This window comes from Clostridium sp. AF29-8BH (assembly GCF_003478145.1).
GTDB classification, from domain to species: domain Bacteria; phylum Bacillota; class Clostridia; order Lachnospirales; family Lachnospiraceae; genus Otoolea; species Otoolea fessa.
In genome coordinates this window covers 48,396-74,993 of record NZ_QUEL01000005.1, presented here as the reverse complement: position 1 = coordinate 74,993, position 26,598 = coordinate 48,396, and the positions used below count along the sequence as shown (strand labels likewise).

Annotated in this window: 21 protein-coding genes and 2 pseudogenes; 2 read left to right on the top strand and 21 right to left on the bottom strand. The window is 48.8% G+C overall.

Annotated elements, in window-relative coordinates; all coding sequences use genetic code 11:
* Positions 1–10 precede the first annotated feature (10 nt).
* The 3 genes from scpB to DWZ16_RS05245 form a co-directional block, all read right to left on the bottom strand.
* Positions 11–619, bottom strand: a complete 609-nt coding sequence (scpB, locus tag DWZ16_RS05255; RefSeq protein WP_118467432.1) for an SMC-Scp complex subunit ScpB — start codon at positions 617–619, stop codon at positions 11–13.
* The gene (locus DWZ16_RS05250; protein ID WP_107001576.1) at positions 603–1,421 is read right to left on the bottom strand and encodes a segregation and condensation protein A; all 819 of its coding nucleotides are present in this window, start codon (positions 1,419–1,421) and stop codon (positions 603–605) included. Before DWZ16_RS05250 ends, scpB begins: the two co-directional genes overlap by 17 nt.
* 160 nt (positions 1,422–1,581) lie before the next feature.
* Positions 1,582–2,523 carry a metallophosphoesterase gene (locus DWZ16_RS05245; protein ID WP_107001671.1) on the bottom strand — a complete coding sequence of 314 codons (942 nt, stop codon included), beginning with the start codon at positions 2,521–2,523 and terminating at the stop codon, positions 1,582–1,584.
* A 290-nt stretch (positions 2,524–2,813) separates the two neighbouring features.
* On the opposite strand from DWZ16_RS05245, the gene DWZ16_RS05240 reads away from it, so the two are divergent.
* Positions 2,814–3,623: a YihY/virulence factor BrkB family protein gene (locus DWZ16_RS05240; protein ID WP_107001577.1), complete on the top strand. Its 810-nt coding sequence runs from the start codon at positions 2,814–2,816 to the stop codon at positions 3,621–3,623.
* 378 nt (positions 3,624–4,001) lie between these two features.
* On the opposite strand, the gene rlmD is transcribed toward DWZ16_RS05240, so the two are convergent.
* The 3 genes from rlmD to DWZ16_RS05220 all read right to left on the bottom strand — a co-directional run bounded on the left by rlmD (position 4,002) and on the right by DWZ16_RS05220 (position 8,536).
* Positions 4,002–5,381 (bottom strand): 23S rRNA (uracil(1939)-C(5))-methyltransferase RlmD, encoded by a 1,380-nt coding sequence (gene rlmD, locus DWZ16_RS05230; protein ID WP_118522405.1) that lies wholly within the window; start codon positions 5,379–5,381, stop codon positions 4,002–4,004.
* 261 nt (positions 5,382–5,642) lie between these two features.
* The gene (locus tag DWZ16_RS05225) at positions 5,643–5,936 is read right to left on the bottom strand and encodes a hypothetical protein (RefSeq protein WP_022359751.1); all 294 of its coding nucleotides are present in this window, start codon (positions 5,934–5,936) and stop codon (positions 5,643–5,645) included.
* Positions 5,937–6,097: 161 nt separating this feature from the next.
* The gene (locus DWZ16_RS05220; RefSeq protein ID WP_107001579.1) at positions 6,098–8,536 is read right to left on the bottom strand and encodes an ATP-dependent helicase; all 2,439 of its coding nucleotides are present in this window, start codon (positions 8,534–8,536) and stop codon (positions 6,098–6,100) included.
* Between the two features lie 245 nt (positions 8,537–8,781).
* Here DWZ16_RS05220 and DWZ16_RS05215 point away from each other — a divergent pair, with 245 nt between their 5' ends.
* A complete protein-coding gene (locus DWZ16_RS05215) occupies positions 8,782–9,396 on the top strand; it encodes a DUF1836 domain-containing protein (protein ID WP_022359749.1) in 615 nt (204 codons plus the stop codon).
* A 280-nt stretch (positions 9,397–9,676) separates the two neighbouring features.
* Here the strand turns inward: DWZ16_RS05215 and DWZ16_RS05210 are convergent, their stop codons facing one another.
* The 15 genes and pseudogenes from DWZ16_RS05210 to DWZ16_RS05150 form a co-directional block, all read right to left on the bottom strand.
* A complete protein-coding gene (locus tag DWZ16_RS05210; RefSeq protein ID WP_022359748.1) occupies positions 9,677–9,991 on the bottom strand; it encodes a YerC/YecD family TrpR-related protein in 315 nt (104 codons plus the stop codon).
* Between the two features lie 168 nt (positions 9,992–10,159).
* Positions 10,160–10,984: a Cof-type HAD-IIB family hydrolase gene (locus tag DWZ16_RS05205; protein WP_118467424.1), complete on the bottom strand. Its 825-nt coding sequence runs from the start codon at positions 10,982–10,984 to the stop codon at positions 10,160–10,162.
* 91 nt (positions 10,985–11,075) lie between these two features.
* Positions 11,076–11,423 (bottom strand): response regulator, encoded by a 348-nt coding sequence (locus DWZ16_RS05200; RefSeq protein WP_333490920.1) that lies wholly within the window; start codon positions 11,421–11,423, stop codon positions 11,076–11,078.
* 51 nt (positions 11,424–11,474) lie between these two features.
* Positions 11,475–11,789: pseudogene (locus tag DWZ16_RS16610) on the bottom strand (response regulator); the annotation flags it as partial.
* A 192-nt stretch (positions 11,790–11,981) separates the two neighbouring features.
* A pseudogene (locus DWZ16_RS16605) lies at positions 11,982–12,538 on the bottom strand (HAMP domain-containing sensor histidine kinase); the annotation flags it as partial.
* Positions 12,481–13,638, bottom strand: a complete 1,158-nt coding sequence (locus DWZ16_RS16600; RefSeq protein ID WP_412694289.1) for a hypothetical protein — start codon at positions 13,636–13,638, stop codon at positions 12,481–12,483. The gene DWZ16_RS16600 and the pseudogene DWZ16_RS16605, both read right to left, overlap by 58 nt.
* Positions 13,628–14,443: a substrate-binding periplasmic protein gene (locus DWZ16_RS05190; RefSeq protein ID WP_118522403.1), complete on the bottom strand. Its 816-nt coding sequence runs from the start codon at positions 14,441–14,443 to the stop codon at positions 13,628–13,630. Before DWZ16_RS05190 ends, DWZ16_RS16600 begins: the two co-directional genes overlap by 11 nt.
* Before the next feature lie 360 nt (positions 14,444–14,803).
* Positions 14,804–17,437: a pyruvate, phosphate dikinase gene (gene ppdK / locus DWZ16_RS05185; RefSeq protein ID WP_022359744.1), complete on the bottom strand. Its 2,634-nt coding sequence runs from the start codon at positions 17,435–17,437 to the stop codon at positions 14,804–14,806.
* Between the two features lie 334 nt (positions 17,438–17,771).
* On the bottom strand, positions 17,772–19,160 hold the full coding sequence (locus DWZ16_RS05180; protein WP_118522402.1) for a glycine--tRNA ligase: 1,389 nt from the start codon (positions 19,158–19,160) through the stop codon (positions 17,772–17,774).
* A gap of 95 nt (positions 19,161–19,255) precedes the next feature.
* Positions 19,256–19,915, bottom strand: coding sequence for a hypothetical protein (locus DWZ16_RS05175; protein WP_118522401.1), 660 nt, complete (start codon positions 19,913–19,915; stop codon positions 19,256–19,258).
* Positions 19,916–20,070: 155 nt separating this feature from the next.
* Complete coding sequence (locus tag DWZ16_RS05170) at positions 20,071–21,096, bottom strand: acyltransferase family protein (protein ID WP_118522400.1); 1,026 nt, start codon at positions 21,094–21,096, stop codon at positions 20,071–20,073.
* A gap of 30 nt (positions 21,097–21,126) precedes the next feature.
* Positions 21,127–21,774 (bottom strand): DNA repair protein RecO, encoded by a 648-nt coding sequence (gene recO / locus DWZ16_RS05165; RefSeq protein WP_022359740.1) that lies wholly within the window; start codon positions 21,772–21,774, stop codon positions 21,127–21,129.
* A 20-nt stretch (positions 21,775–21,794) separates the two neighbouring features.
* Positions 21,795–22,712, bottom strand: a complete 918-nt coding sequence (gene era, locus DWZ16_RS05160) for a GTPase Era (protein ID WP_118481871.1) — start codon at positions 22,710–22,712, stop codon at positions 21,795–21,797.
* A gap of 26 nt (positions 22,713–22,738) precedes the next feature.
* A complete protein-coding gene (locus DWZ16_RS05155) occupies positions 22,739–25,657 on the bottom strand; it encodes an insulinase family protein (protein ID WP_118481872.1) in 2,919 nt (972 codons plus the stop codon).
* Between the two features lie 115 nt (positions 25,658–25,772).
* A complete protein-coding gene (locus DWZ16_RS05150; RefSeq protein ID WP_107001589.1) occupies positions 25,773–26,585 on the bottom strand; it encodes a YdcF family protein in 813 nt (270 codons plus the stop codon).
* Between the last annotated feature and the right edge of the window lie 13 nt (positions 26,586–26,598).

The following is a 26,598-nucleotide window of genomic DNA, read 5'->3' as shown; positions in this document are numbered from 1 at the left end:
TAAGAAAACGTTAATATTTCATTTCCTTCTCTGCCTCTTCCGGCAGTTTCCCCTCAAACTTCAGCTCTTCCTCCGCCTCCATGCGGAACTCGTCGATTCGTCCCGGTGCCGGTTCCGGCAGTTCTTTCGTCGATCCGACTCCAAACCGGCGCAAAAATTCCTCCGTCGTCGCAAACAATGCCGGACGTCCCGGCACATCCAAACGCCCTACCTCGTAAACGAGATTGTACTCAATCAGTTTATTGACCGCGTGATCCGATTTAACCCCGCGGATCTTTTCAATCTCAAGCTTCGTGATCGGCTGTTTATAAGCAATGATCGAGAGTGTCTCAAGCACAACATCCGTTAAAATCTGCTTCTTCGGCGTCGCTGCCACCCGGATCAGATTCTCATAATATTCCGCGCGGGTCGCCATCTGCCAACTGTCCTCCAGCTGCGTGATCTGCATGCCCCGCTTTTCTGCCTCATAACGGCTCTGTAATCGTCTGACCGCCGCTTCCGCGCGCTCTGTATCCGTCCCGAGCGCCGCCGCAAGCTGGCGCAGCTCAACCGATTTTCCCATTGTAAAGAGAACCGATTCCACGATGGCTTCCTCGCGTTTTTCATCTAATTCTGGCATACTCTTCTCCTTCCTCCGTCGAAAGTTCCAGCTCTGCCTCGCCTTCCGTTTCATCCACATCCACCGTATCGAGCTGCATCTCATCAAACAATTTTTCCTGCACCAGATGAATCCGTCCCATCTTCATCAGCTCCAGCACTGCCAGAAACGCCACGACTATCTCCAGGCGATCGGATTCCCTCTCCAGCACATCGCTGAATTTAAAATGACGGTGTTCCCGCGCATAAGAAAGCACCGACCTTACCTTCTGCTCCAGGCTGATCGGTTCCCTGCGGATCGTACTGAACCGGCTTCGCACCGGGTCAAGCTTATTGGCATTCCGCTTCATGACCGCGTCAAACACTTTCTGCAGCTTTGCCAGCGTCAGACCATCCAGAAGCTTGTCCAGATCCAGCGGTTCTTCATATTTCGCCACCTCCCGGGGAATCGTCGGTTCCTTAAAAAAGAGAAGCTCTGCCTCCTGCTCCCGCTCTTCCAGCTCCTGCGCCATATATTTATACATCTTATATTCCAACAGCCGGCGCACCAGCTCGGCGCGCGGATCTTCCTCGTCTTCTTCCTCTTCTTTTTCCACCTTCGGAAGGAGCATCCGCGATTTGATGTCCAGAAGCGTCGCCGCCATCACCAGAAAATCGCTGACCACATCCAGATCCTCATGATCCATCTGATTAACATATTCCAGATACTGCTCCGTAATCAGGACGATCGGAATATCGTAGATACTTACTTTATTCTTTTCAATCAGATGAAGCAACAGGTCCAACGGTCCTTCAAAATTATCTAATTTATAGGAAATTTCCATTCTTTCCGAACTCCTTCTTTTAGCCAGCTTTTTCTACAATCATATACCAAATTCCGTATACATCCACCTGTGCCGAAGAGTTATTCCTGCTGCCACCACGTTTTCTTACGGCACTTTCGGTTCCAAAAGTGCCTACCCGTGTACAATAACCAGAATCTCTCTATTGTTTTCCCCGCAACGTCACACAAACCAGCTCTGGCCGGTCATTCAGCCGCACATTGATCGAATGCGTCCCAAGCCCCCGGCTGACGATCATCGTCTTTCCGTCCGCATCAAACCGTCCGGCGCACCATGGCAGGAAAAACTGGTACTGCGGCGTCATCACGCCTCCCAGCCCCGGGATCCGGATGGTTCCGCCGTGGAAATGTCCGCAAAGCGTCAGATCCGCGCCCCATTTCCGGCAGGTCTCAAAAAAGAGGGGAGAATGAAATAATAATATCTCATACATTTCATGTCCGGCTTCCCGCTCCTTTTCCGCCAAGTCAGGAAAAAACGATTCTTTCATCTGTTGAAAACACGTCTTCTCTGCCGCAGTTCCAACCCGCTCTGAAAGCTCTTCCATCGGCAGTTCCGGCACCGTGAAATGATGCTTATAATATATCTCCCGCAAATTGCACCCAGTCACCCGGATCCACGGATTGATCTCCTCGCTCCGATCCGACAAATAATGAACCCCCAGACGTTTTAATTCCATCTGGAACCGATCATACAAATCTCCGTACACATCCCGCTCCCGATTCATCCGCTCCTCATGATTTCCGTTCGCATAGTAAACCGGCACAAAGGAGGTCAATTTTTCCAGAAGCGATACCGTGACGGTTAAATCACCTTTTCCCTTACAGACCATCATATCGCCGCCGATCAGCACCGCATCCGGCTTGAATGTGCGGATCGCCGCCACCAGCGGCTCATTGTCCGTTCCATACACATTATCATGCAGATCCGACAAAAATACGCAGCGGAACGCAGCGCCATCCGGCAGCTTCGGACTCTCTATCTCATACTGGTCGGTCACAAAATGTTTTTTTTCATATTCCGAGCGGAGCAAAAGCCCCACTGTCACGGCTGCCAGTGCCGCCGCACATGCTGTGATTGCGATCATTTTGTTTCCTCCCATGTCCCATTTTCCAATTGGCTGCCGGCTGATTTTTGCTGCTGTCCGCATCACTGCCATCCTTATGCCCTGCAGACCCGAATCATTTCTATCCTGTTATCATACGGGAAACCGGTGTTTTCGTCAAGACAGGCAAATCCGTTGCTATTTTTTCGACCTCATGATAATATACTTTTAACAACACTGAAATGGCATTCACCTATCGTCAGCCATTTTTCAAAGGGAAATGAGCCAGTTACGGATATTTTCTTAATAACATAAATCAAGCGAGGTTTTTCATGCTTTCTTTTCTCCTGAACTGTAAACGGATTTACAACGATTTCATTAAAGACGAAGTCACGGTGTACGCCGCCCAGGCTTCTTTTTTTATCGTTCTCTCTGCCGCACCTTTTATCATGATTCTGCTGACGCTGATCCAGCTCATCCCCGCCGTCAGCCCGGAGGATCTGATGCACGTGATGACACAGCTTCTTCCCTCCAGCATCCACCCGCTGATTGAATCGGTAATCCAGGACATCCAGACTGTATCCCCGGCCGCCCTGCTCTCGGTTACCACCGTGGCAACCATCTGGTCGGCTGCCCGCGGCATGCTTGGGATCGAGCGCGGCTTAAACCGGATCATCGGCTGCCGCAAGCGCAGAAATTACCTTTTAGGACGTATCATCAACTCTGGCTATACCATCGTTTTTCTCCTGATGTGCATTTTCTCCCTGGTTCTGATGGTGTTCGGTTCCTCCCTGCAGCGCCTGCTATTCCGTTACTTTCCGATGCTGGACAGATTCGTTTCCTGCCTGATTAGTCTCCGGACGTTTCTTGCGCTGGCGCTGCTGACGCTCTTTTTCGTCGCGCTGTACACCTGGCTGCCCTATGAACGGCAGGATATCCGTCTCCAGCTTCCCGGTGCGCTGATTTCCACCGTCGGATGGATCGGATGTTCCTACGGATTTTCCATCTACTTCAACCATTTCAGTAATTATTCTTATATGTACGGCAGCTTGACCGCCGTCGTGATCCTGATGCTGTGGCTGTACGCCTGCATCTGCATCCTGTTTTTCGGTGCGGAAATCAACCAGCACTGGCGCAGATAATCCCCAGCTCAGGAACACCGGATACAGATAGCTTGCCCCAAACACTCCCAGCTGCTTTGGTCCGGTCACGCAGCCAAGCTCCTGCGCTTTTTTATACGCCACCAGGATGCTTGCACGCGTGACCGACTTTTCTTTCCGGCTGACAAACATCTCGTTGCCCCGGATCGTGTACGAATATTCCAGCCCTTTCGCCGTGTAAAATATTGCCCCTTCAAATGCAAGAATCGCTTCCCACAGGGCATCCGGCGTCTGCTCGCGCAGTAAAGTCTCCCTCTTCCGGCGCTGCACAGCTGTCTCCTGTACCTGACAATCTGCTGTATCTGGTTTTATTTCATTCTCTTTTGTTTCATCCATTTTTCCCACATCCATTTTGGGATCTTATTTCTTCCGCGTCAATGAAACCACCGTCTCACAATTGGCAGTATGCGGGAACATATCCACGCAGCACACCTTATCCACCTGATATCCTGCCGCCTGGATCGGTTCCAGATCCCTCGCAAGGCTGGTTGGTTTGCAGGACACATAAACCATGTGGCTGACGCCAAAATTCAAAATCTTTCCGATCGCCTTCGGATGGATTCCGTCGCGCGGCGGATCCAGAACGATCAGATCCGGCTTTTCTTCCAACTCGTCCACCACCTTGAGGACATCCCCCGCCAGAAATTCGCAGTTGCCAAGTCCGTTGCGCGCCGCATTCTCACGGGCTGCCTCGACTGCTTCCCCGACAATCTCCACGCCGACTACTTTCTCCGCCACCGGTGCGAGGATCTGCGCGATCGTGCCGGTGCCGCTGTAAAGGTCAAATACGACTTTTCCCTTCGTCTCACCCACATACTCACGCGTTTTCTCGTACAGCACCTCCGCGCCCAATGAGTTCGTCTGGAAAAAAGAAAACGGCGAGATCTGGAACCGCAGCCCTAAAAGCTCTTCGTAAAAATGCTCGCGTCCGAACAGAATGTCCGTCCCCTCATCTTTTACGGCATCCGCCAATGTATCATTTTTGGTATGCAGAATGCCCACAAAGCTTCCCTCCATAGGAAGTGCCTGAAGGCGCTCCGTCCATCCCCGTAAAAGTGCTTCCTCGGTTCCCTCAAAGGTATCCGTCTGTGTCGTCGTGATCAGATCGACCAGAATCTCCCCTGTCTTGATCGCACGGCGCACCAGAAGATGGCGCAAATAGCCAGTATGCTGCATTTTTTTATAAAATCCAACTTTCTTTTCCTCAAAATATTCTTTTGTACAGACAAGAATCTTGCAAAAATCCGGATGCACGATATGGCATTCGTCGGTTGTAACCACATCATAAAAACTGCCGCGCTTGTGCATTCCCAGCGACATAGGACCATCCTTGACCTCATCACCGAAAGAAAACTCCATCTTATTCCGGTAGCCCTGCACCAGCGGGCTGCCTAAGATGCCCTCAAACTCATATTCCGGACATACCGCATCCAGAAGAGAACGAACCTGTTTTTCCTTGATCGCAAGCTGTTTCTCATACGGAATCGGCTGATAAAGACATCCGCCGCAGATACCAAAATGCGGGCATATATCCTCTGCCGTCTCTAACTTTGAGTGCTCGACAACCTCCAAAAGCATACCCTCGCATCGGCCGCCGCGCTTTTTATTGATACGGAACCGGATCTTCTGTCCCGGAAGCGCATTTTTGACGATCGCTTTCTCTCCATCTATCACAACTACGCCCTTATTTGGAAACTCAATCCGTTCTACAGTTCCTTCGTAAATCTCACCTTTTTTCATTGATAACTATATAGCTCCTTCTCTCAGTGGCTTTTACCGCACTATAATCACCAACTGCAAATGATTTTTCAACTCACAGCTAATTTTCATCTGCGGTTCTAATTCATATCTTTATAGTATACAGGAATTTTTTTCTTTTTCCAAGATATAAAAAATACAAACTTATCTACAAACTTTCCTATGGCATAAAAAATACTGCGTGAAACCGATTTTCCGGTTCCGCGCAGTATTTTTTATGATTCATTGACTAAATTATCACAATCAGTCTTTCTTCTCTTTCTCGTCGCTCTCATCCTCGAAGAAATCATCGTCGAAATCATCATCGAAGTCGTCCTCGAAATCTTCCAGATAATCTGGAGTAAAGAAACGATATACGCCGTATGCAATCGCTGCAACTGCTGCTACAATACCGATAATGGCTAAAATCCAGAGAATACAGTTTTTCTGTTTCTCCTCTTCTTCTTTTCTGTGAAGGAATTCATTCAGTTTGGTTGCATTCATGATCTCTTCTACTCTGGAGAGCGCATCTTTGCTCATCATATCAAATTTATTCATACACTCCACATCCTTTCCCGCGTTTTGATCCGCAATTCTTGATTTTATTATACCATCTCTCAGCCGATTTTACTATATTTTTTATTGGATCTGGCGAAAATGTTTTAATACGGCATTACTGTTTTCGCATACGTGTACCGTAACAATACGGCAAACACGGTCTAACATTTCACCAGTTTTGCAAATGAAGCGAACATTTTTTTCACGCCCACGCGGTCAAAATTAACCGTCACCTCAAAATCCTTGCCGCCGTCCGCGATCTTCTGCACCGTTCCCTCGCCAAATTTGAGGTGGCGGACTCGGTCGCCCTCACCGTAGGAAAGATGGTCGGCCTTCTGGACCGTAAATGCCTTGCCAAATGACGGTGCCGGGCTGGCTGGACGGCTGCTGGAACTATAAGCGCTCTTATATGGATCCAGCGTGCGGCCAGAACCAGCACTTCCGGAACCATTCACACCGCCCCAGCCGCTCATCCGGGCTGCGCCGCGCTCCCAGGCGGCATCGTTCTCTGAAAGAGGGTGTTTTCCAGACATTCCGCCAATCCGCACCCGATCGCCGTCTCCCGCGCCAGATACACCAAAGCTGCCCGTTGTCCAGCCAGAAGTCCCCGAATCTTCAAATCCGCGTCTGCCCCGGCTCATACCAGCAGCCCGTTCAAAGACGGTCGGCTGCTCTTCCTCGTCCAGAAGCTGCGGCGGAATCTCCTCGATGAAGCGGCTGACCTTCGCAAACCGCGTTTCTCCATTGACCATGCGCTGTCTCGCCGCCGTCAGCGTCAGTTCTTTCTCCGCACGGGTGATTCCGACATAGCAGAGACGCCGTTCTTCTTCGATGGCGTCCTTATCATCCGAAAAGATGGACATGCTGCTCGGAAACAGCCCGTCCTCCATGCCGCTTAAATAGACATACGGAAATTCCAGACCTTTTGCGCCGTGCAAAGTCATCAGGACAATCCTGTTTTCGGATTCGTCCAGGCTATCTACATCCGCTACCAGCGCAACCTCCTCCAAAAATCCGTCCAGCGTCGGTTCCTCCGCTGTGCTCATATAGCCGGTCGCCTTATTAACCAGCTCTTCCACGTTCTGCAGACGTGTTTCTCCCTCGATCTCGCCTTCCGCCTCCAGATCCTTCTTATATCCCGTCTCTTCCAGAATCGCCTCGATAAGTTCCGGGATCGAAAGGGCCGAAAGCCGCGACCGGAAGTTTTCGATCTGCTCCGTAAACTTCTCGATCTTATCCGCCGCCTTGCCGATCGTCGGCACGCCGCGCACGCGCAGCAGCGCATCATAAAAGCTCATGCCATTGGCAGACGCATAGATCGTCACTTTTCCGATCGAGGTCGCACCGATGCCGCGCTTCGGCACATTGATAACACGCTGAACCGCCAGATCATCGCGCCCATTCGCAATCGTCTTTAAATAGCAGAGAATATCCTTGATTTCCTTGCGCTGATAGAAATTGACGCCACCGACCAGCCGGTACGGAATGCTGTAATAAATACATTTTTCCTCCAGAAGACGCGACTGTGCATTGGTACGGTACAGCACGGCAAAATCCGAATATTCCGCATTTTTCTCTTCTTTCTCACGCTCAATATCACAGATAATGGCGTCTGCCTCCTCGTATGCCGTGTCATACTGACGGAAGCGCACCTTCGGTCCCTCGTCATTCGCCGTCCACAGCGTCTTGTCCTTTCTGCCGCGGTTGTGGCGGATCACCTCATTTGCCGCGTTCAGGATGCTCTGGGTGGAACGGTAGTTCTGCTCCAGCTTGATAACGCGTGCGCCCGGAAATGCTTTCTCAAAACTTAAAATATTTTCGATATTTGCCCCGCGGAATTTGTAGATCGACTGGTCATCATCACCGACCACACAGATATTTCTGTACTTCTTTGCCAGCAGATCGACCAGCTTAAACTGTACAAGGTTCGTGTCCTGGTACTCGTCCACCATGATATACCGGAATTTATCCTGATAATATTCCAGCACATCCGCGTTTGCCTCGAAAAGCTCTACCGTTTTCACCAGCAGATCGTCGAAATCCAGGGCATTATTCTTCTTGAGTTCTTTCTGGTATTCCCGGTAAATCTGAGCAATCTTTTTCTCCCGGAAGTCCGCTCCCGCCTGCTGCTCAAACTCATCCGCCGTGATCCGGTCATTTTTCGCCGCAGAAATCCGTGACAGCACCGCCCGCTCCTTAAACTGCTTCGGATCCGCCTGCATTTTCTTGAGCACCTGCTTCATCAGCGTTTTCTGGTCGTCGCCGTCATAGATAGTAAAATTCGAGTCATATCCCAGACGGTCGATAAACCGGCGCAGAATCCGAACACAGCTCGAATGGAACGTGCTGACCCAGATCGCCTCCGCGCCTTCCCCCACAATCTTATCCACACGCTCGCGCATCTCCGCCGCCGCTTTATTGGTAAATGTGATCGCCATGATATTCCACGGCGCCACCCGTTTTTCCTCGATTAAATACGCAATCCGGTGTGTCAGGACGCGCGTCTTTCCTGAACCGGCGCCTGCCAGAACCAGGAGTGGTCCCTCCGTGTGAAAAACCGCCTCCCGCTGCATCGGGTTAAGTGTGTCGTATTTGCTCATATATGTTTCGTTCCCTTCTATCCTCTTATATAATCTATTTTTAATGACAAAAAGTATGTTCGAATACGCTCTAGTATAATCTATTTTCTCTTGGATGTCACGGAATTTTCATTGATTTTAAATTTCTCCTTGCTATCTGGTTTTCAAAACTATATAATATCACATAGAGAGTTCATGACAGCGGAAGCGCCAAAATCGCCTCCCTGTTTCGCAGCTTTCGAATTTCAACGCAGCGAGGTACATACATGAAATCGAACGAAGAACGCCTGCAGGATCTGCTGGCTTATGTTGATAGTCTGACCCGGGTGCATCCGTCGGAGATTCCCGGTATTGATTTATATATGGATCAGGTCACGACCTTCATGGACAGCCACCTGAACACTTCCAAATGGCTGGGCGAGGATAAGATCCTGACCAAAACCATGATCAATAACTATGCCAAAAATAACCTGCTGCCGCCGCCCGTCAAAAAACGCTACTCCAAGAATCATCTGCTGATGCTGATTCTGATTTATTATTTTAAAAATGTGATATCCTTTCGAGATATTGAGCAGCTCTTCTCGCCCATCAGCGAGCACCACTTTTCCCATGGTTCCAGCCCGGAATTAGAAGAGCTTTACAACGAAATCTTTTCGCTGGAAAAAGGGCAGCGCAAGCGCTTGCAGGAAGACGTCATGGCAAAATTTGACGCCGCCAGCCAGACATTCAAGGACTATGACTGTGAAGACCGCGAGTATTTACAGCTGTTCGCCTTTATCAGTGAGCTGGCGTTTGATGTCTATCTGAAAAAACAGATGATTGAAATCCTGGCGGAACAGCTCCGGCAGGAGACGCCGGTGAATCCGAAGAAGAAGAAATAGGCAGCACTTCCGCTGTACCGCCACACTCAAAAACAGGCTAAACAACAAAAAATTCAACCCATTGCACCATACACGATAAAAAAGACACTGGAATCACTTCCCCTTGTGGAAATTCTTTCAATGTCTTTTTTCTTTCATTTCTTTTTATCTTTCATTCAACCAGCTGCCAGCTCCTGGGACAATTCCACCCCAAGCCAAATTTGTCCATCTTTGGCAGGTTGGTTTGCTACACCTATGAAAGTACGCGCTTTATCTATCGTGCGTATATTCCTACTTCGTCTTACGCTTCCGTTTTCTCCGCCTCTTCCTGCTCTTTCACACGCGCAAATACCATATCATATCCGTCGCTTCCGTAATTTAAAGAACGGTTGACACGGCTGATCGTCGCTGTCGATGCGCCGGTCTTGTCCGCGATCTCCAGATATGTCTTCTTCTCACGCAGCATCTTCGCTACTTCATATCTCTGGGAAAATGATAAAAGTTCATTAACTGTGCATACATCCTCGAAAAAGCTATAGCATTCGTCGGTATTTTTCAGTGTCAGAATCGCCTGGAACAGATGATCCACAGCTTCGGTTTTCAGTTTTTTATTCATAATGCAAGGCACCCCTTTTTAATATGTACTCCGAAAATATATTCATTTTTCCGTTTTTCTTATATTAACATATTAAAGTTTTAAAGTCTAGTATCTTGCCTATTTTTATGAATATTTTATTTTTCATCTGTTCACGCAATATACATTTATGCGAATCTGCCAAATCTTCTACAGCATAAACTTCTCCACCACATGAGCCACACCGTCGTCGTTGTTGGAATAGGTAATAAAGTCTGCAGCTTTCCGCACCGGAAGCACCGCATTCTCCATCGCTACACCTAATCCGGCATACTGAATCATCGTGAGGTCGTTGTAGCCGTCCCCACAGGCAATCATCTGCTCACGCGAAAGCCCGATGTGAGAAAGAAGACGCTCTAACGACTGTGCTTTATCGATGCCCCTCGGAAGCACCTCCAGGAAAAACGGCTCCGAACGGTAAACGCTGAAATTCTTCCCCATCGCCGCCTTGACGCGCGGCTCGACCATCGCCAGGTAGTCTCCATCCTCCATCATCAGGTATTTCGGTACCGGATACGTGATCGCAGCTTCTATGTCGTCCACCTGTACTAACTCCATGCCGTTGATCCGCGCTTCCAACTTCGCATAGGGACTGTCACTCTGGTTCGTCAGAAGCTTTGCCCCCGCCTCATCGTAACTCAAAAGCCCCACCTGTTCCTCCTCGGCCAAGCGTATAATCTTCTGATTTGCCTCCTGCGGCAGGGAACGGCTGAATATGATCTCGCCGGTTTTGCAGTTCGTGATCCTGCCTCCATTAAACGACAGAATATAACTGCCGTATTTTGCCAGCTCCAGCTCTCTCGCAAGCGGCAGCACTCCCGGCGTCGGACGCCCGGACGCCAGTACAATCTTCTTTCCGCGCTCCTGAAGCTCCATCAGACGCTGCTTCGTCTTTGGCGTAATCACCTTATCTCTGTTTGTTAAGGTTCCGTCCAGATCCAGGACGATAATCTCATAACTATGTTTTTCGGTCATATTTACTCCACATTCAAATCATACATACTATTACACGTATATACGATACTTGGAAAAGGTGGATTTGTCAATTAGCAACATGCCACATTACTTAATGCAAGGTATTCTGAACTCTTTTCTTTACAATCACAGGATCAAACGGTCGGATGATATAATCCGTGATTCCCATGTCATATGCTTTACGCATCGTATCAACCGGTTCTTCCGAAGAAATCATGATTACAGGAGTTTCCGTAATACACTGACTTTGGTTCATCCATTTCAAAACATCAAAGCCATTCATCTGTGACATATTGATGTCTAAAAGCATCCGATCAATTCCAACATTTTCTCCCAGCATCTGAATGACCTGACTTCCATTTTCTGCTTCCAGATAATCATATGTTTCTCCCAGAATTTCTTTCAACCTATCTCTGTTAAATTCCGCGTCATCTACAATCAGTATTTTTTTCTTTTATCCGTATTTTAATTTTCTATATATATGCAGTTTTTATGAAGTTCTAAACACCTGGTCAAAAACAGCAAGTATGGTTTTTATATCAATCGGTTTTGCAATATGTTGATCCATTCCTGCTTCTTTTGCTCTTATTCTGTCCTCTGTGAACGCATTTGCTGTCATTGCAATGATCGGTATCGCTTTAGCATCCTTTCTATCCATGGAACGAATCGTCTTTGCTGCTTCATAACCATTCATAACCGGCATCATGATATCCATAAGAATCGCATCAAATTCACCGGGTTCACTTTTTTTGAATCGTTCAACGGCTTCCTGCCCATTCCATGCCTTAGTCACGACAGCACCTTCATTCTGAAGCACAAATTCAGCAATTTCCATGTTCAGCTCATTATCTTCTGCCAGAAGAATATGCAGTCCCTTTATAGATTTTCCATCTGATACATCTTTCTTTTCTTCCCGTTTATCCGAATTCAGATCGATTTTAAATGGAATCCGGATCACAAAGGTAGTCCCTGCACCGTTTTCACTTTCAAAGGTAATGGTTCCACCCATTGTCTCAATCAACTTCTTTGCAATCGGCATTCCCAGCCTGTTCCGGCAAATTTTGTACGGCTTCCTGCATGTTCCTGGGCAAACGGTTCAAAAATATGTTTCTGAAACTCATCTGTCATTCCGATTCCGGTATCCCGGCAGACAAATTCTATCGTCGTCATCTCTGGCTGTCCGGATGGAATCTCCCGGCAGCTAATATAGATATGTCCGTTTTTTCTGTTATATTTCACCGCATTCGACAGTATATTCATCATCACACGTTTCACATATCCTGGACTTCCAATAAGCTTCCGATGTGTGATTTCTTTCTTCTCCCACACGATCCGGATATTCTGTTCTGCCGCCATCTGCTCGATCACAACAAGTACTTCCCTGGAAATACGGCTCAGATCAAACGGAATTTCTTCCAAAATCACTTCGCCCGACTCCAGCTTACTCATATCCAGGACATCGTTTACCAGTTCCAGCAACAAATTGGATGCCTCTTTCACCTTTGTTCTGTATTCTGTCTGTTTCTCCATATCATCTGCACAATGATCTGCCATATTGACCAAACCGCAGATTCCATTAATCGGAGTCCGGATATCATGCTCATCCTTTGGAGGAATTCCGTTTTCGCCCTATTGGCGGCTTCCGCCTTTTTTGCAGCTATCAGAAGTTCTGCTTTATATTTTTCATCCTTTTCCCGTTCTTGTTTCTCATGTTCCAGATTGGTTCTGGAGATACAGAACCAGAATATACCAAATATCAGAAAATATAGAAAAATAACACTTATCATCCTTAATAGAAGATTATGAAATACTTCTCGATCCGCAAGATATGCATAAATATAATAATCCCGCTGCTTCAGCATGATTCCGTAGCATCCGGTTCCTTCATTCTTCAAATGAAAAATATGCTGGCTGTCTGTATGGCTTTTCATTGCCTGAACAACCTCATTGTCGGCCGTATTCTGCCCCAACAGGCTCTCATCGTTACTGGCAACAACGAGCCCATCGTCTGCAACAATAATTGTTCCATCTTTCTGGACACTATAGCCATTTAAAAGCCCCTGTATTGTCAAAGTATAGTTTCTGGTAAATTCAGGCGATGTGTAATAGTAAATTGCCACAATACCCGGTGCGTCTTTTCTGGCGCAGGCTGCAATGTCGATCCGGGACCCGTCTTCCCTGGCAAACCGTTCCGAATAGCTTCTTTCTTCATATCCGGCAAAATCCATGATAATTTCTTTTTGCAGATACTTCGTAATCTCATCCGTCAGAGACTCGTTCATGCTGTACTCACAGACCACCTTTCCTTCTGCATCAAGTACAAGGATACCATTCACCCAGAGCGTCTGCAGATTATCCTTCAGAAACTCCCGGCTTAACTGACCGCCGTTTTCTGTTTCCATGTTAATATTGGTACTCATCTGTCTGGCACTTTCAATGGCACGGAGGAGACTTTTGGATTCCGAAGATTCATTATAATGGGTGTAGGTGGAGCACTGCACTTTCACATAGTTTACGATCTCTACCATTCTTTCTTCTGCTTCCGCTTTTTCCGTGTGGAAGAAATAAAATAGAGAGACTACAGCCACACAGATTCCAAGCAAAATACCAATTGTTTTAATCTGTTTTTCCTTCGTTCTTCTCTTAATATCCAAGATTATCCACCTCCAGATACTTCTCCGGATCATCCAGATATTTTTCAATGATTTTCAGGGATGTGCCATCCTGACGCATTTCCTCCAGAATCTGATCCATCTGTTCACAGATTCCCCGCTCATCCTCTTTTGCAAAAGCAACCCCTATTCCGGTGATCATCAGCGGTTCTTCCAGGATACGAAAGCTTATGTCATCATCCTTCATATACTGGACAATCGATTCCTCATGTGCGGCAGCTGCATCCACATATCCTTTCCCCAGAAATGTATAGATCAGTTCCCGGTGTCCCAGGCTGATCAGATTTCCCAGTTTTGGGATTCTCTCATCCGTCCGGTTCAGAAAGATGCCCTCCGGTTTGGTTGTGGACTGGACAGCCAGATTTTTCCCCTCCAGGTCACTCAGTTTATAGATGTCACTGCTCTCATTTACAGCAACCACCTGGCGGCTTGCTATATACGGTCCGGCCCAGCGGTAATCATCCAGACGTCCTTCCATGGAAAAACAGCCCATGATGCAATCTATCTCTCCACTCTCCACCAGCTCTTTCTTCTTCTCCCAGTTAATCTGGACAACCTCCACCTGATAGCCCATTCTTCTGAAGGCTTCTGTAGCCAGTTCTACATCGATTCCTGTCGGCACACCATCTTCATTCAGATAATTGTATGGTGGATAGTTGTCGCTTCCGAGTGTGATGACGGGTTTTTCCGTTTCTTTTTTATTCTCATCTGTATTTTTGCACCCTGCCAGGATGACTGCTAAGATTCCAACAAGCAGAATACCTGCGATCACTCTTTTTCCTTTCATTTTCCTTCCATCCCTGTTATTCTTTTCTATTTTTTCACATCTTATTTCCGGCTATTTATTACGATTCAGTGGCCTGCGCTTCGGTGCCCCCCACACATAAGACTTAATTTCCTATATGATCAAAAAAAGCTCCATGTAAAAAATTTACAGGAACTTTATCTATAATACCCACTTAACTCTTACCTTATATTCTTACACTTTTGATTATAGCATTCAAAATATACCATGTCCATAAAAATTGCCATCATACATGTTTTTTTTCATAAACAGCCGCCGGTTATTTATACAAAAGAACCCCCTTACTTTCGTAAGGGAGTCCTTATCTACCCATTTATTCTATTTAAGGTTTCCCTTAAATAATTATTTCTCAGCGATTGCAGCCTGAGCAGCAGCCAGACGAGCGATCGGCACACGGAACGGTGAGCAGGATACATAGTCAAGACCAATCTTGTGGCAGAACTCTACGGAAGACGGGTCGCCGCCGTGCTCGCCGCAGATACCTACATGAAGGGTCGGGCGCTCTGCTTTACCTAACTTGATCGCCATCTCCATGAGCTTACCTACGCCAGTCTGATCCAGTTTTGCGAATGGATCGCTCTCGAAGATCTTCTTGTCATAGTAAGCATTCAGGAACTTGCCTGCATCATCACGGGAGAAGCCGTAGGTCATCTGAGTTAAGTCGTTTGTACCGAAGCAGAAGAATTCAGCCTCTTTTGCGATGTCGTCAGCGGTCAGAGCTGCACGCGGGATCTCGATCATGGTACCTACTTCGTACTTCAGATCAACGCCTGCTGCTGCGATCTCCTCGTCAGCGGTCTTCACAACGATATCTTTTACATATTTTAACTCTTTCGCATCGCAAGCGAGCGGAATCATGATCTCCGGTTTTACGGACCAGTCAGCGTGAGCTTTCTGTACGTTGATAGCTGCACGGATAACTGCCTTGGTCTGCATAACTGCGATCTCCGGATAGGTAACTGCCAGACGAAGTCCACGGTGACCCATCATCGGGTTGAACTCATGCAGGGAAGCGATGATGTTCTTGATAGTCTCAACCGGTTTGCCCTGAGCGTCAGCCAGTTTCTTGATGTCATCTTCCTCAGTCGGAACAAACTCATGCAGCGGCGGATCCAGGAAACGGATGGTTACCGGGTTGCCCTCCAGAGCCTCGAATAAGCCTTCGAAATCGCCCTGCTGATACGGAAGGATCTTATCCAGAGCTGCTTCTCTCTCTTCTACAGTGTCAGCACAGATCATCTCACGGAAAGCAGCGATTCTGTCTTCCTCGAAGAACATATGCTCAGTACGGCAAAGACCGATACCTTCTGCGCCAAGCTCTCTAGCTTTCTTCGCATCTGCCGGTGTATCAGCGTTGGTACGAACTTTCAGTCTTCTGAACTTGTCAGCCCATGCCATAACGCGGCCGAATGTACCAGCGATGGTAGCGTCTACGGTCTTGATCTCGCCCTCGTAAATATTACCGGTTGTACCATCAATGGAGATGAAGTCTCCCTCATTGAACTCTTTACCAGCTAATGTGAATTTCTTATTTTCTTCATCCATAGCGATGTCGCCGCATCCGGATACACAGCAGGTACCCATACCACGGGCAACTACGGCTGCGTGAGAGGTCATACCACCACGAACGGTTAAGATACCCTGAGCAACCTTCATACCGGTAATGTCTTCCGGAGAGGTCTCAAGACGAACTAAGACAACCTTCTCGCCCTTTTCAGCCCATTTCTCAGCATCCTCTGCAGTGAATACAACTTTACCGCAAGCAGCACCCGGAGAAGCACCTAAGCCTTTTCCAAGCGGAGTAGCTGCCTTTAATGCAGCAGCGTCAAACTGCGGATGCAGCAGTGTATCGAGGTTACGCGGGTCGATCATAGCGACTGCTTCTTCCTCTGTCTTATGTCCTTCATCTACCAGGTCGCAAGCGATCTGCAGAGCTGCCTGAGCAGTTCTCTTACCGTTACGGCACTGTAACATATAAAGTTTACGGTTCTCTACAGTAAACTCCATATCCTGCATATCATGGTAGTGGTTCTCAAGCACATCGCAAACCTTGATGAAATCTGCATATGCCTCCGGGAACTCCTGCTCCATCTGAGCGATCGGCATCGGAGTACGAACACCAGCAACTACGTCCTCGCCCTGTGCGTTCTTTAAGAACTCGCCCATCAGCTTCTTCTCGCCGGTTGCCGGGTCACGGGTAAATGCAACACCTGTACCGGACTCATCGTTTAAGTTACCGAATACCATCGGCATTACGTTTACTGCAGTACCCCAGGAATACGGAATATCATTATCTCTTCTGTATACGTTCGCACGTGGGTTGTCCCAGGAACGGAATACAGCTTCGATTGCTAATTTTAACTGAACAACCGGGTCAGACGGGAAGTCCTCACCTAACTGTTTTTTGTACTCAGCCTTGAACTGCTCAGCCAGAGTCTTTAAGTCAGCAGCAGTCAGTTCGATATCGTACTGAACACCCTTCTCTTCTTTCATCTTGTCGATGAGCTGCTCGAAGTATTTCTTACCAACTTCCATAACGACATCCGAGAACATCTGGATGAAACGTCTGTAGGAGTCATATACAAATCGCTCAAATTTCGGGTCCGGGTTGCCTGCGATCATCGCTGCAACTACCTCGTCATTTAAACCAAGGTTTAAGATGGTATCCATCATACCTGGCATGGATGCTCTCGCACCGGAACGAACCGATACTAACAGTGGGTTCTTCAGATCGCCAAATTTCTTTCCATTGAGCTCTTCCATCTTCTTAACGCCTTCCATGGTCTGTGCCATGATCTCGTCGTTAATCTTGCGACCATCTTCGTAATACTGGGTACAAGCCTCAGTTGTGATTGTAAATCCCTGTGGAACCGGCAGACCGATGCTTGTCATCTCCGCCAGGTTCGCTCCCTTTCCTCCCAGCAGGTTACGCATGGTCATGTCGCCCTCGCTAAACATATAAACCCATTTTGCCATAAGTATTTTCCTCCTATACTCGTTTATGTTTTACATTCACATATTTGTATTTATGTGAAAGATAAAAGCCATCGTGAATATTATAACATAAACTGCGGTCTAGTAAAGAGTTTTTTTGAATTCTTTCCAACTTTTTTTCGATCAATATATATTTTTTTGTAATTTTCGCGAATATTAAATGAGATGACTATCCAGAACAGTGCCTAATCTTCCCCAAAATAAATTTCGTTCTTTGCAAAATGCCAAAAATGTCACAAGCCCTCTCTAACACAAAAAGCAGAAACCATCTCCTGTTTTCTGGAATATGGTTTCTGCTTTTTTGTTTATTTAAAGATTAGAAACGGAACTTATCCTCAAAGTAGTTCTTTAACTCGGCGATCGGCACACGTACCTGCTCCATGGTATCACGGTCACGGATGGTAACAGCCTGGTCGGTCTCCGACTCGAAGTCGTAAGTGATGCAGAACGGAGTACCGATCTCATCCTGACGGCGGTAACGCTTACCAATGTTTCCTCTGTCGTCGAACTCGCAGTTGTAATACTTGGAAAGCTCTGCATAGATCTTCTCAGCGCCCTCGTTGAGCTTCTTGGACAGCGGAAGCACACCGATCTTAACCGGTGCAATCGCCGGATGGAAGTGAAGAACGGTTCTCACATCGCCCTCGCCGATCTCTTCCTCATCGTAAGCTGCACACAGGAATGCCAGCGTTACACGGTCAGCACCCAGGGACGGCTCGATAACGTACGGGATGTATTTCTCCTTCTTCTCATCGTCAAAGTAGGTCATATCCTGACCGGATGTGTTCTGATGCTGGGTCAGATCGTAATCGGTACGGTCTGCGATACCCCACAGCTCGCCCCATCCGAACGGGAACAGAAATTCCAGATCGGTCGTCGCCTTGCTGTAGAAGCACAGTTCTTCCGGAGAATGGTCACGCGCGCGCATCTCGTCCGGCTTGATGCCAAGTGTCTGCAGCCAGTCGATGCAGTGCTGTTTCCAGTATGCAAACCACTCAAGGTCGGTTCCCGGTTCACAGAAGAACTCAAGCTCCATCTGCTCGAACTCTCTGGTACGGAAAGTAAAGTTACCCGGTGTGATCTCGTTACGGAACGATTTACCGATCTGACCGATACCAAACGGGATCTTCTTGCGGGAGGTTCTCTGTACGTTTTTGAAGTTTACAAAGATACCCTGTGCAGTCTCCGGACGCAGGTATACAGTATTTTTGGCATCCTCGGTAACGCCCTGGAAGGTCTTGAACATCAGGTTAAACTGACGAATGTCGGTGAAATCATGCTTGCCGCAGCTCGGACAGCAGATGTTGTTGTCATCGATGTACTGTTTCATCTGCTCCTGGGACCAGCCGTCTACAGAACCCTCGATCTCGATGTTGTGCTCTGCCATATAGTCCTCGATGAGCTTATCTGCACGGAAACGCTCTTTACAGCTCTTGCAGTCCATCAGCGGGTCAGAGAAGCCGCCCAGATGTCCGGATGCCACCCATGTCTGGGAGTTCATAAGGATCGCACAGTCTACACCTACGTTGTACGGGCTTTCCTGAATAAATTTCTGCCACCATGCACGTTTTACATTGTTTTTCAGTTCTACGCCCAGATTGCCGTAGTCCCATGTATTGGCAAGGCCGCCGTAAATCTCAGAACCCGGATATACAAATCCTCTTGATTTTGCGAGCGCCACGATTTTGTCCATCGTCTTTTCCATTTGTCTTGTCCTCCTGATTCATTTATCATTGTACCCGTCCCCGCCTCTTCTTTCGATATCTGGCAGATGGACGAATTTAACAATCATTCTGTTTTTTATCTTTTAAAAATCACATAAGCCGTGCCTGTTTCCGGCAGACTGACGGTTGAATCGTCTTTTAACTCGGTATTCGAACTGCGGTAAAGCACTTTTCCGCCGACCATCAGCGTCGCACCGCCCTCGCTCCGGACTGCCATGCCGCTCTTTTCATTCTGAACCGTATCCGTTCCGGCTTCGCTTCCATCCGCTTTTACCAGCTCACCCTCGGAAAACCATCCATCGGCAATCGCCTCCGAAAGCGGCTTTGCCTCCAGCGCCGTCAGGGAGTTGCTGGTGTCCTCATTGTCATTCGTCTCTCCGAATGCTTTCAGATCTTCAAAGGAAGCATAATCAAAGATCGCAGTCACCGTGTCTTTTCCCGCCTTCAAACTTTTCAATGCTGCCGGCAGTCTCTCGGCATTTTTCTGGTTCTGTGCCAGCGCCCCGGCGCCTTTTTCTTCATTAAAATGAATCACTGCCGTCTCTAAATACTGCTTTAATTCATTCTCATCGACCGAAATACCGCCGGTCTGCTCCACCAGAGCACTCGACAGCGCCCCGTCTTTTGCCACATATACGCAGCTCTCCGAAGGGGAAAAGGCGGTTTCCCGTGAGCCACAGCCGGACAGCATCACACCCACGGTACACGCTGCCAGAAGAAATCCTCTTTTTTTCATTGCTCTTCCTCCCAAGCGCAAAAATGCTCCTACAACCAAGTTTTTATAGTATACCTGCTTTTCTATGTATTTTCAAGACTTGGACCTGAAAAAACGCATACTCGCACTTCCGTTTCCAGAGATACCTGCCTTTCAACCGTAAATCCTGCTTTTTGTCAGCGTCCCCCATTCAGGGTCTTCCAGATATCCGGACGGTACCTCCGCAACACGCGCGCCGCCTGATAACAGAGTGTCACTGCAAGCAGCGGCATACACACATACATAAACATCGAAACCAGCTGGCTGCCCGGAAATAGCAGCGCCGCCGCCTTATTGAGGAAACGGACCACCACAAAGTGCGTCGCATAGATAAAAAAGGTGCAGGTCATAAACGGTCTGACTTCTCCCAGCCAGCGCTCGTTTACCATCATCCAGATACCGATGACTGCCAGAAGCTGGTAGAGAACGATTCCCGGCACAAAATAGTGGGTATAATAGCTCCTGCTGAGCACGATTCCCACTGCCAGCAGGCACACCCCCAGTGCCGCCCGCTTCCACGACCATACCGCCTCCGCCCATTTTCTCCCGTGCAGCGCCGCATAGGCGGCAAAGGAATAATAAATCAGGGCGTCCAGATTCAGCTCCGGCAGCGCCACCCCCTTGAAAAGTGCCACAAGCAGCACCAGCAGAAATGCCGCGCCGGTCCAGATATTTTTCAGAAACAGATACAGCACCGGTGCCAGCAGCACCAGCAGGATGATCTGGTACATGAACCAGAACACCGGATTGAAGGTGTACTTGGTGATCGCCTGCCATGCGCCCGACGGCGTGATCACCAGATCCGTCCGGTTAGCGATCGTCTGCAGTCCCGGAATCCGGCTCGCCGCCACGTACGCCACGTAGTAGATAGTATTCCAGAGCAGGTACGGAACCAGAAGCGAATGCAGACGTTTATTTAATTTTTCTCCCAGCCGCTTCATCGTGAAGTTCCGGTAGAACAGGTAGGCAGACAGCATGATAAAGCATGGGATGTCCACCCGCAGAATTTCCTGCATGACCGGGTACTGGAAATGCCACCACGGTGCGTCCTGCCCCAGTTCCGGGAAAAACAGATCCGCGTTGCCGGAATGCGTCCAGATGACCATGAGGCAGCAGATGAAATTGAACCAGGCGATTTTCTGGTGGAATTTGGCTTCTGGCATATAAACAGCTCCTCCCTGGATAGTTGTATGTTATGTAATCGTCTGCAATATCTCCAATGAGTGAAAACTTTTATCTACATACGCCCTCTTATTCCGCTCCACATTCGCCGCAAATTGTGCAAATGCATCTTCTTTCAGAAGAAATGTATACAACTTCTCGATCGGCGCGTAGATGACGTACTGCCAGGCGTAGCGTGCGGAGTCTCCGGCGCGCAGGGGTGGATCTTCGGTGTATTCGCCGTTGATGACCATGATTTTTAACTCGAAGATACGCTGTACAAGTTTGTTGGGGAGTGCGGGTTTTAGGAGGGCACGGAAGGACTGGTAGAGTAATCGCAGCATTTCTCTTGCCTCCAGACCTTCTCTTCCGAAGTATTCGGCGAATTCAGCAAAATAGGAGGCGTAGCAGGCGCACTCAACGTCCTGTTCAAGTCCCTCGAAATAGTTTTCGATCTCCGCGCCATAAAGATTGTAGGCATCCCGCGTCTCAGAAAGTGTGAAGGTTCCAAATGCGAAAGGCCGGCTTGCCGCACGCAGCAAACTTCCAGTGCGCTTCGCCCCGCGGGCAAATGCCGTGATTTTTCCGCGGTCTCCCGTCAGGAGAATCAGACGTTTATCAAATTCACCGACCGGGGCTGCATAAAGCACCATTCCGGTTGTCTGTATCAAATCTCGCATGCAGCCCTTCCTTCCCTCACTTAAATTTCTTTCGGGTTATATCCGTAATTCTTCATATACATATCGCTGTCTCTCCACTCCCGGCGCACTTTAACCCAGAGTTTCAGGTTGACCTTCGTGTCCATCAGATTTTCAATTTCCATCCGGGCAGCGGTTCCGATACGTTTTAACATCGATCCGCCTTTTCCGATGATGATGCCCTTGTGGGAATCGCGCTCGCACACGATCGTTGCATCCACGTCGATGATGCCGTTTGGGCGCTCTTTCATCTGGTCGATGACAACTGCAATGCCGTGCGGGATCTCGTCGTCCAGCATCCGAAGCGCTTTCTCGCGGATCAGCTCCGCTGCGATCTGGCGCATCGGCTGGTCGGTGACGGTATCCTCATCGTAAAACTGCGGACCTGCCGGGAGATATTTAAAAATACTGCTCTTGACATCCTCGATATTCATCTCTTTGAGAGCCGAAACCGGGATAATCTCCGCAAAATTCAAAATATCCTTATATGCCGCGATAAAGGTCAGAATCTCTTCCTTCGATTTGACCGTATCAATTTTATTAATAACCAGAATAACCGGCGTCTTGATCTTCGAAAGCCGCTCTGCAATGTGACGCTCGCCTGCCCCGATGAAGGTGGTCGGCTCTACCAGCCAGAGAATCACGTCAACCTCTTTTAACGTATTCTCTGCGACATTGACCATGTACTCGCCCAGCTTGTTTTTCGCCTTGTGGATACCCGGTGTGTCCAGAAAAATGATCTGTCCGCGCTCGTCTGTGTAAACCGTCTGGATACGGTTCCGGGTCGTCTGCGGCTTCTCAGATGTGATCGCGATCTTCTGTCCGATCAGGTGGTTCATCAGCGTAGATTTGCCGACATTCGGACGCCCGATCAGGGTCACAAAGCCAGATTTAAACTCTTTTGTATCTGTATTTGCCATCTTGTTTCCTTTCACTTGCATTTTGTTTAGTTAAACAGATTCTTCACCGTCTTAAACAGATCCTGATTTGCCTTGACTTTTTCTGCATTTCCAATCGCACAGATGCTCTGCTCACTGAGCACTGCCCTGATAATCGGCGCCAGCTCCCGGATATCCTCCGGGGTAACTGCCAGGATCTCGTCTCTCTCTTTCTGAACCATCGCATCCGTCACGCCGGTAAACCAGGCCGCGTCGGCGCGAATGCCTTTGTACGGCGGCAGAAGCGGCGCATCAAGGTCGCTGATGGTTCCAATCACGAATTTCGTCATATCACGCTCGTCTGCCTCAAACTGCTCCAGATACGGCACGATGCCCTCGTAAACCTCATTCGTCTCGCGCAGGTTCGGATCGCGGTAGGAAACGAAATAGCTGTCGCCAAACCGTCCGGCTCCATTCATGACGCCGTAAGCGCCGCCCTTGACACGGACATTGATCCACAGATAATCATATCCGAGAATGACTTTCAGCGTCCGCAGCGTGCCCTTGTATGCCAGCCCTTTCTCCACGAAATTGCCGCAGCGCGCCAGATAATTGACCTGGGAGGAGGTCATGAAGCCCTCGTTTAAGTTCTCTTTTTTCCACTCAAACGGATAAACGGTTCCGTCGCCCTGTGGAAGACGTTCTTTTAAAAGCGGAAGCGCTGCTTCAAGCCCTGCCTGATCGTCGGCTGCTGCCGTGTAGCTTATCAGCATATTTTCTTTCGTAAACAGACGTGCCGCCGTCTCTTTTAATTTCGCGATCACCTCGCCCTTTTTCTCCTCAAAGTGCTTTGCCGTCTCTTCAAGGAACTGGTAGAAGCCGATTCCGCCCGTGCAGTCGTCAAATGCCGATTCTGCCGAAAAATAGGAGCTGGCTCTCATCACTGCCGCTGAATGTGCCGCCTGATTTAAACGCATCTGGCTCTTCGATTTCGTCTCCGCCACAATCTCGCCGAGACGTTTCTCATCATCAAGGATTGAATCAAGCAGAATCTCCGCGATCGCTGAAAATCCGAAGTCCAGCTTCTCGCACAGCACCCGGGCACTCGCGGTAAAAATACCGGTAAACGCGCCCTGTTTCCGGCTGTCCGCATAGGAGCTGACGCTGAGCGTGATACCGCCGGTATTTAAGTTGATCTCATCCGACAAATCGCTGTATGTGTGTTTCGTCGTATCGACAAATCCAAGCACTGCTTTCAAAAGTCCCACATACGGCAGATCCCTGGACGGTACATGGTCGGTACGGAACATCACGCGCAGATAACCGATGCCTGAGGTAAAGAGCTCATGTGCCAGCACCTTGGTTCCGCCAATCTCGCGCTCGGTCAGGATAAATTTCTCCGCCTCTTTGCGGATATCTGAGCGTTTCAACAGCGGAATCTTCTCTAAATCTTCCTTCGGGGACGGGGTGTCCTGATACTCTTTCAGCTCTTTCGTGCCATCCACGATTGCCTGAATCTCCTCCGCGCCCAGGCTCTTCTTATATGCTTCCAGCTTTTCACGCAGCTTCTCATCCTCGATCGCCGTCAGTCCCCGCTTCGGGCTGACCGTGATCACCGCCTCAAACGGGTTATCTAAGAGATATTTGCGGATCAGTTCTTCAAAATATCCTTCCTTTGCTGCTTTTTTGAGGAATGCAAATGTCTCCTCATATTCCAGGTGCATCAGCGGATCGCCGCCGTACAGCCAGCTATCTAAGCACTGCAAGCCGTACATCAATCCTTTCGGCGCGTTGCCGAAATCCGCCTCACGGCTGCGGAATTCATAGTAGTTGATGCCCGCCATCAGGCTCTTCTGGTTGATGCCATCATCTGCCAGCTTCTTAAGCGTTCCCTTGACAGTCTTTAAAAATGCCTCTTTCTGGCTGCCATCCGCATTTTTCGCAATGACAGAAAAATATGGCTGTAAAATACCATTTTCATAGCTTCCCAGGATATCCTGGCCAATCCCGGCGCTGATGAGTTCTTTCTTTAAAACGGCGCCCGGCGCATCCAAAAGCACATACTCCAGGATCTGAAATGCCATGTAGAGAATCGGGTCGAGATCGTCGCCCACCACCGTATTAACCGACAGGTAGGTTGCGTGATCCTCCGGCTCATCCTCAGTGATCGGATAGAAGATCTCACGGTCCTTCGGCGCGTCAAACGGCTTCTGGTAGTGAATTTCAGAATCCACCGGCTGACGGTCATAGTGGCTTAAATACTCACGATCCAGCCAGTCCAGCTTCTCTGCCATATCCATATTTCCGTACAGATAGATAAAGCTGTTGGACGGATGGTAGAATTTGCGGTGGAAATTCAGGAAATCCTCATAGGTCAGCTCCGGGATAACCTCCGGGGCGCCGCCAGACTCATGCGTATAGCAGGTATCCGGGTAAAGCGTGTTCTGCGTGTAGCGATCAAGCACGCCCTCCGGGGAGGAAAATGCACCCTTCATCTCATTGTAAACGACACCGTTTACCGTGATCGGGCTGTCCGCCGACTCCATCTCGTAATGCCAGCCCTCCTGGCGGAAAATCTTCTCTTCTTTATAGATATTCGGATACAGAACCGCGTCCATATAGACGTCCATCAGGTTCTGGAAATCCTTGTCGTTGCAGCTTGCAACCGGGTATACCGTCTTATCCGGGTAGGTCATCGCGTTTAAGAAGGTATTTAAGGAGCCCTTCACCAGCTCTACAAACGGATCCTTGACCGGAAATTTCGCCGAACCGCACAAAACACTGTGCTCCATGATATGCGGCACACCCGTGCTGTCAGATGGCGGGGTGCGGAATCCGATGCAGAATACCTTATTCTCATCGTCATTCGAGAGTAGGAACACTCTCGCTCCCGTCTTCTTATGTTCCAGAAGAATCCCCTCGGAATTCAGCTCTTTTACGTATTTTTCGTTCAGGATCTGATAGCTCTTCAAATCTTTTACTGTCATGCTGTCTTTCCTTTCTCTAAAACGATTCCACAGCGCATACAGACATCTGTTGAATCGTTACTGTTCACGCATACGTGACCAGTAACGTTGAATCGCACCTTTTTTTCTTCTTTTTTTACAGTCTTCCCATAAATTTGTCTTTTAGTACGGCAAATGCCTCCCGCAGCCACAGGTGCACCGCCAGCACCGGGTCGCACGCAGCTGCCACACCGACCGGCTCGATCTCCTGTCTGCGCGCGATCGCCTCCGCCCGGAACACATGGTAATTGCTCGTCAGAATCCCGATCCGGATGGTATCGCCGTCCGGGCGCTCACGGTAAAACTCCATCAGGTGTGCCCGCGCCGCCTGCGCCTTGTTGTATTCCTGCCGGTCGATCACCGTCCGGCTGAACTCGATGTTCTGCACCGTGTCGGAGGACTGGTCTTCAATCAGCAGCTTATCCTCCGGAATCCCGTTGTACTGTAAATATTCGTACATCGCCCGCGCCTCGCTGATCTCCTCGCCCGGACCTTTTCCGCCGGAAAGCACCAGAACCGTGTTCGGATATTCCTCCGAATACTCGATCGCCCGATCCAGACGCTGCTTTAGGGAATTGCTGATCTTGGTGCCGCGCACACGTGCTCCCAGCACGATCACATAGTCCGCCGGCTGTCCCGTCGCCGTAATGGCGCTCCAGCCGATCAAAACCTCCGTGATCACCAGAATCAGAAATCCCGCCGCACATACTGTCCCGACGGAAACGCCGATCCACACGGGGATTCTGCCCTCATGCTGGCTGCCAAACCACCATCCAGCCGCCAGAAGTCCCAAAAAGATCGCCAAGCAGGGCCAGATCAAGGCAAACGAAGTCGAAACACCTGAATAAATAACAATTATGATATAATATAACAGGCACAGGACCGCCGTTCCTCCTAAAAACCAAACCATCTGTCATCCTCCT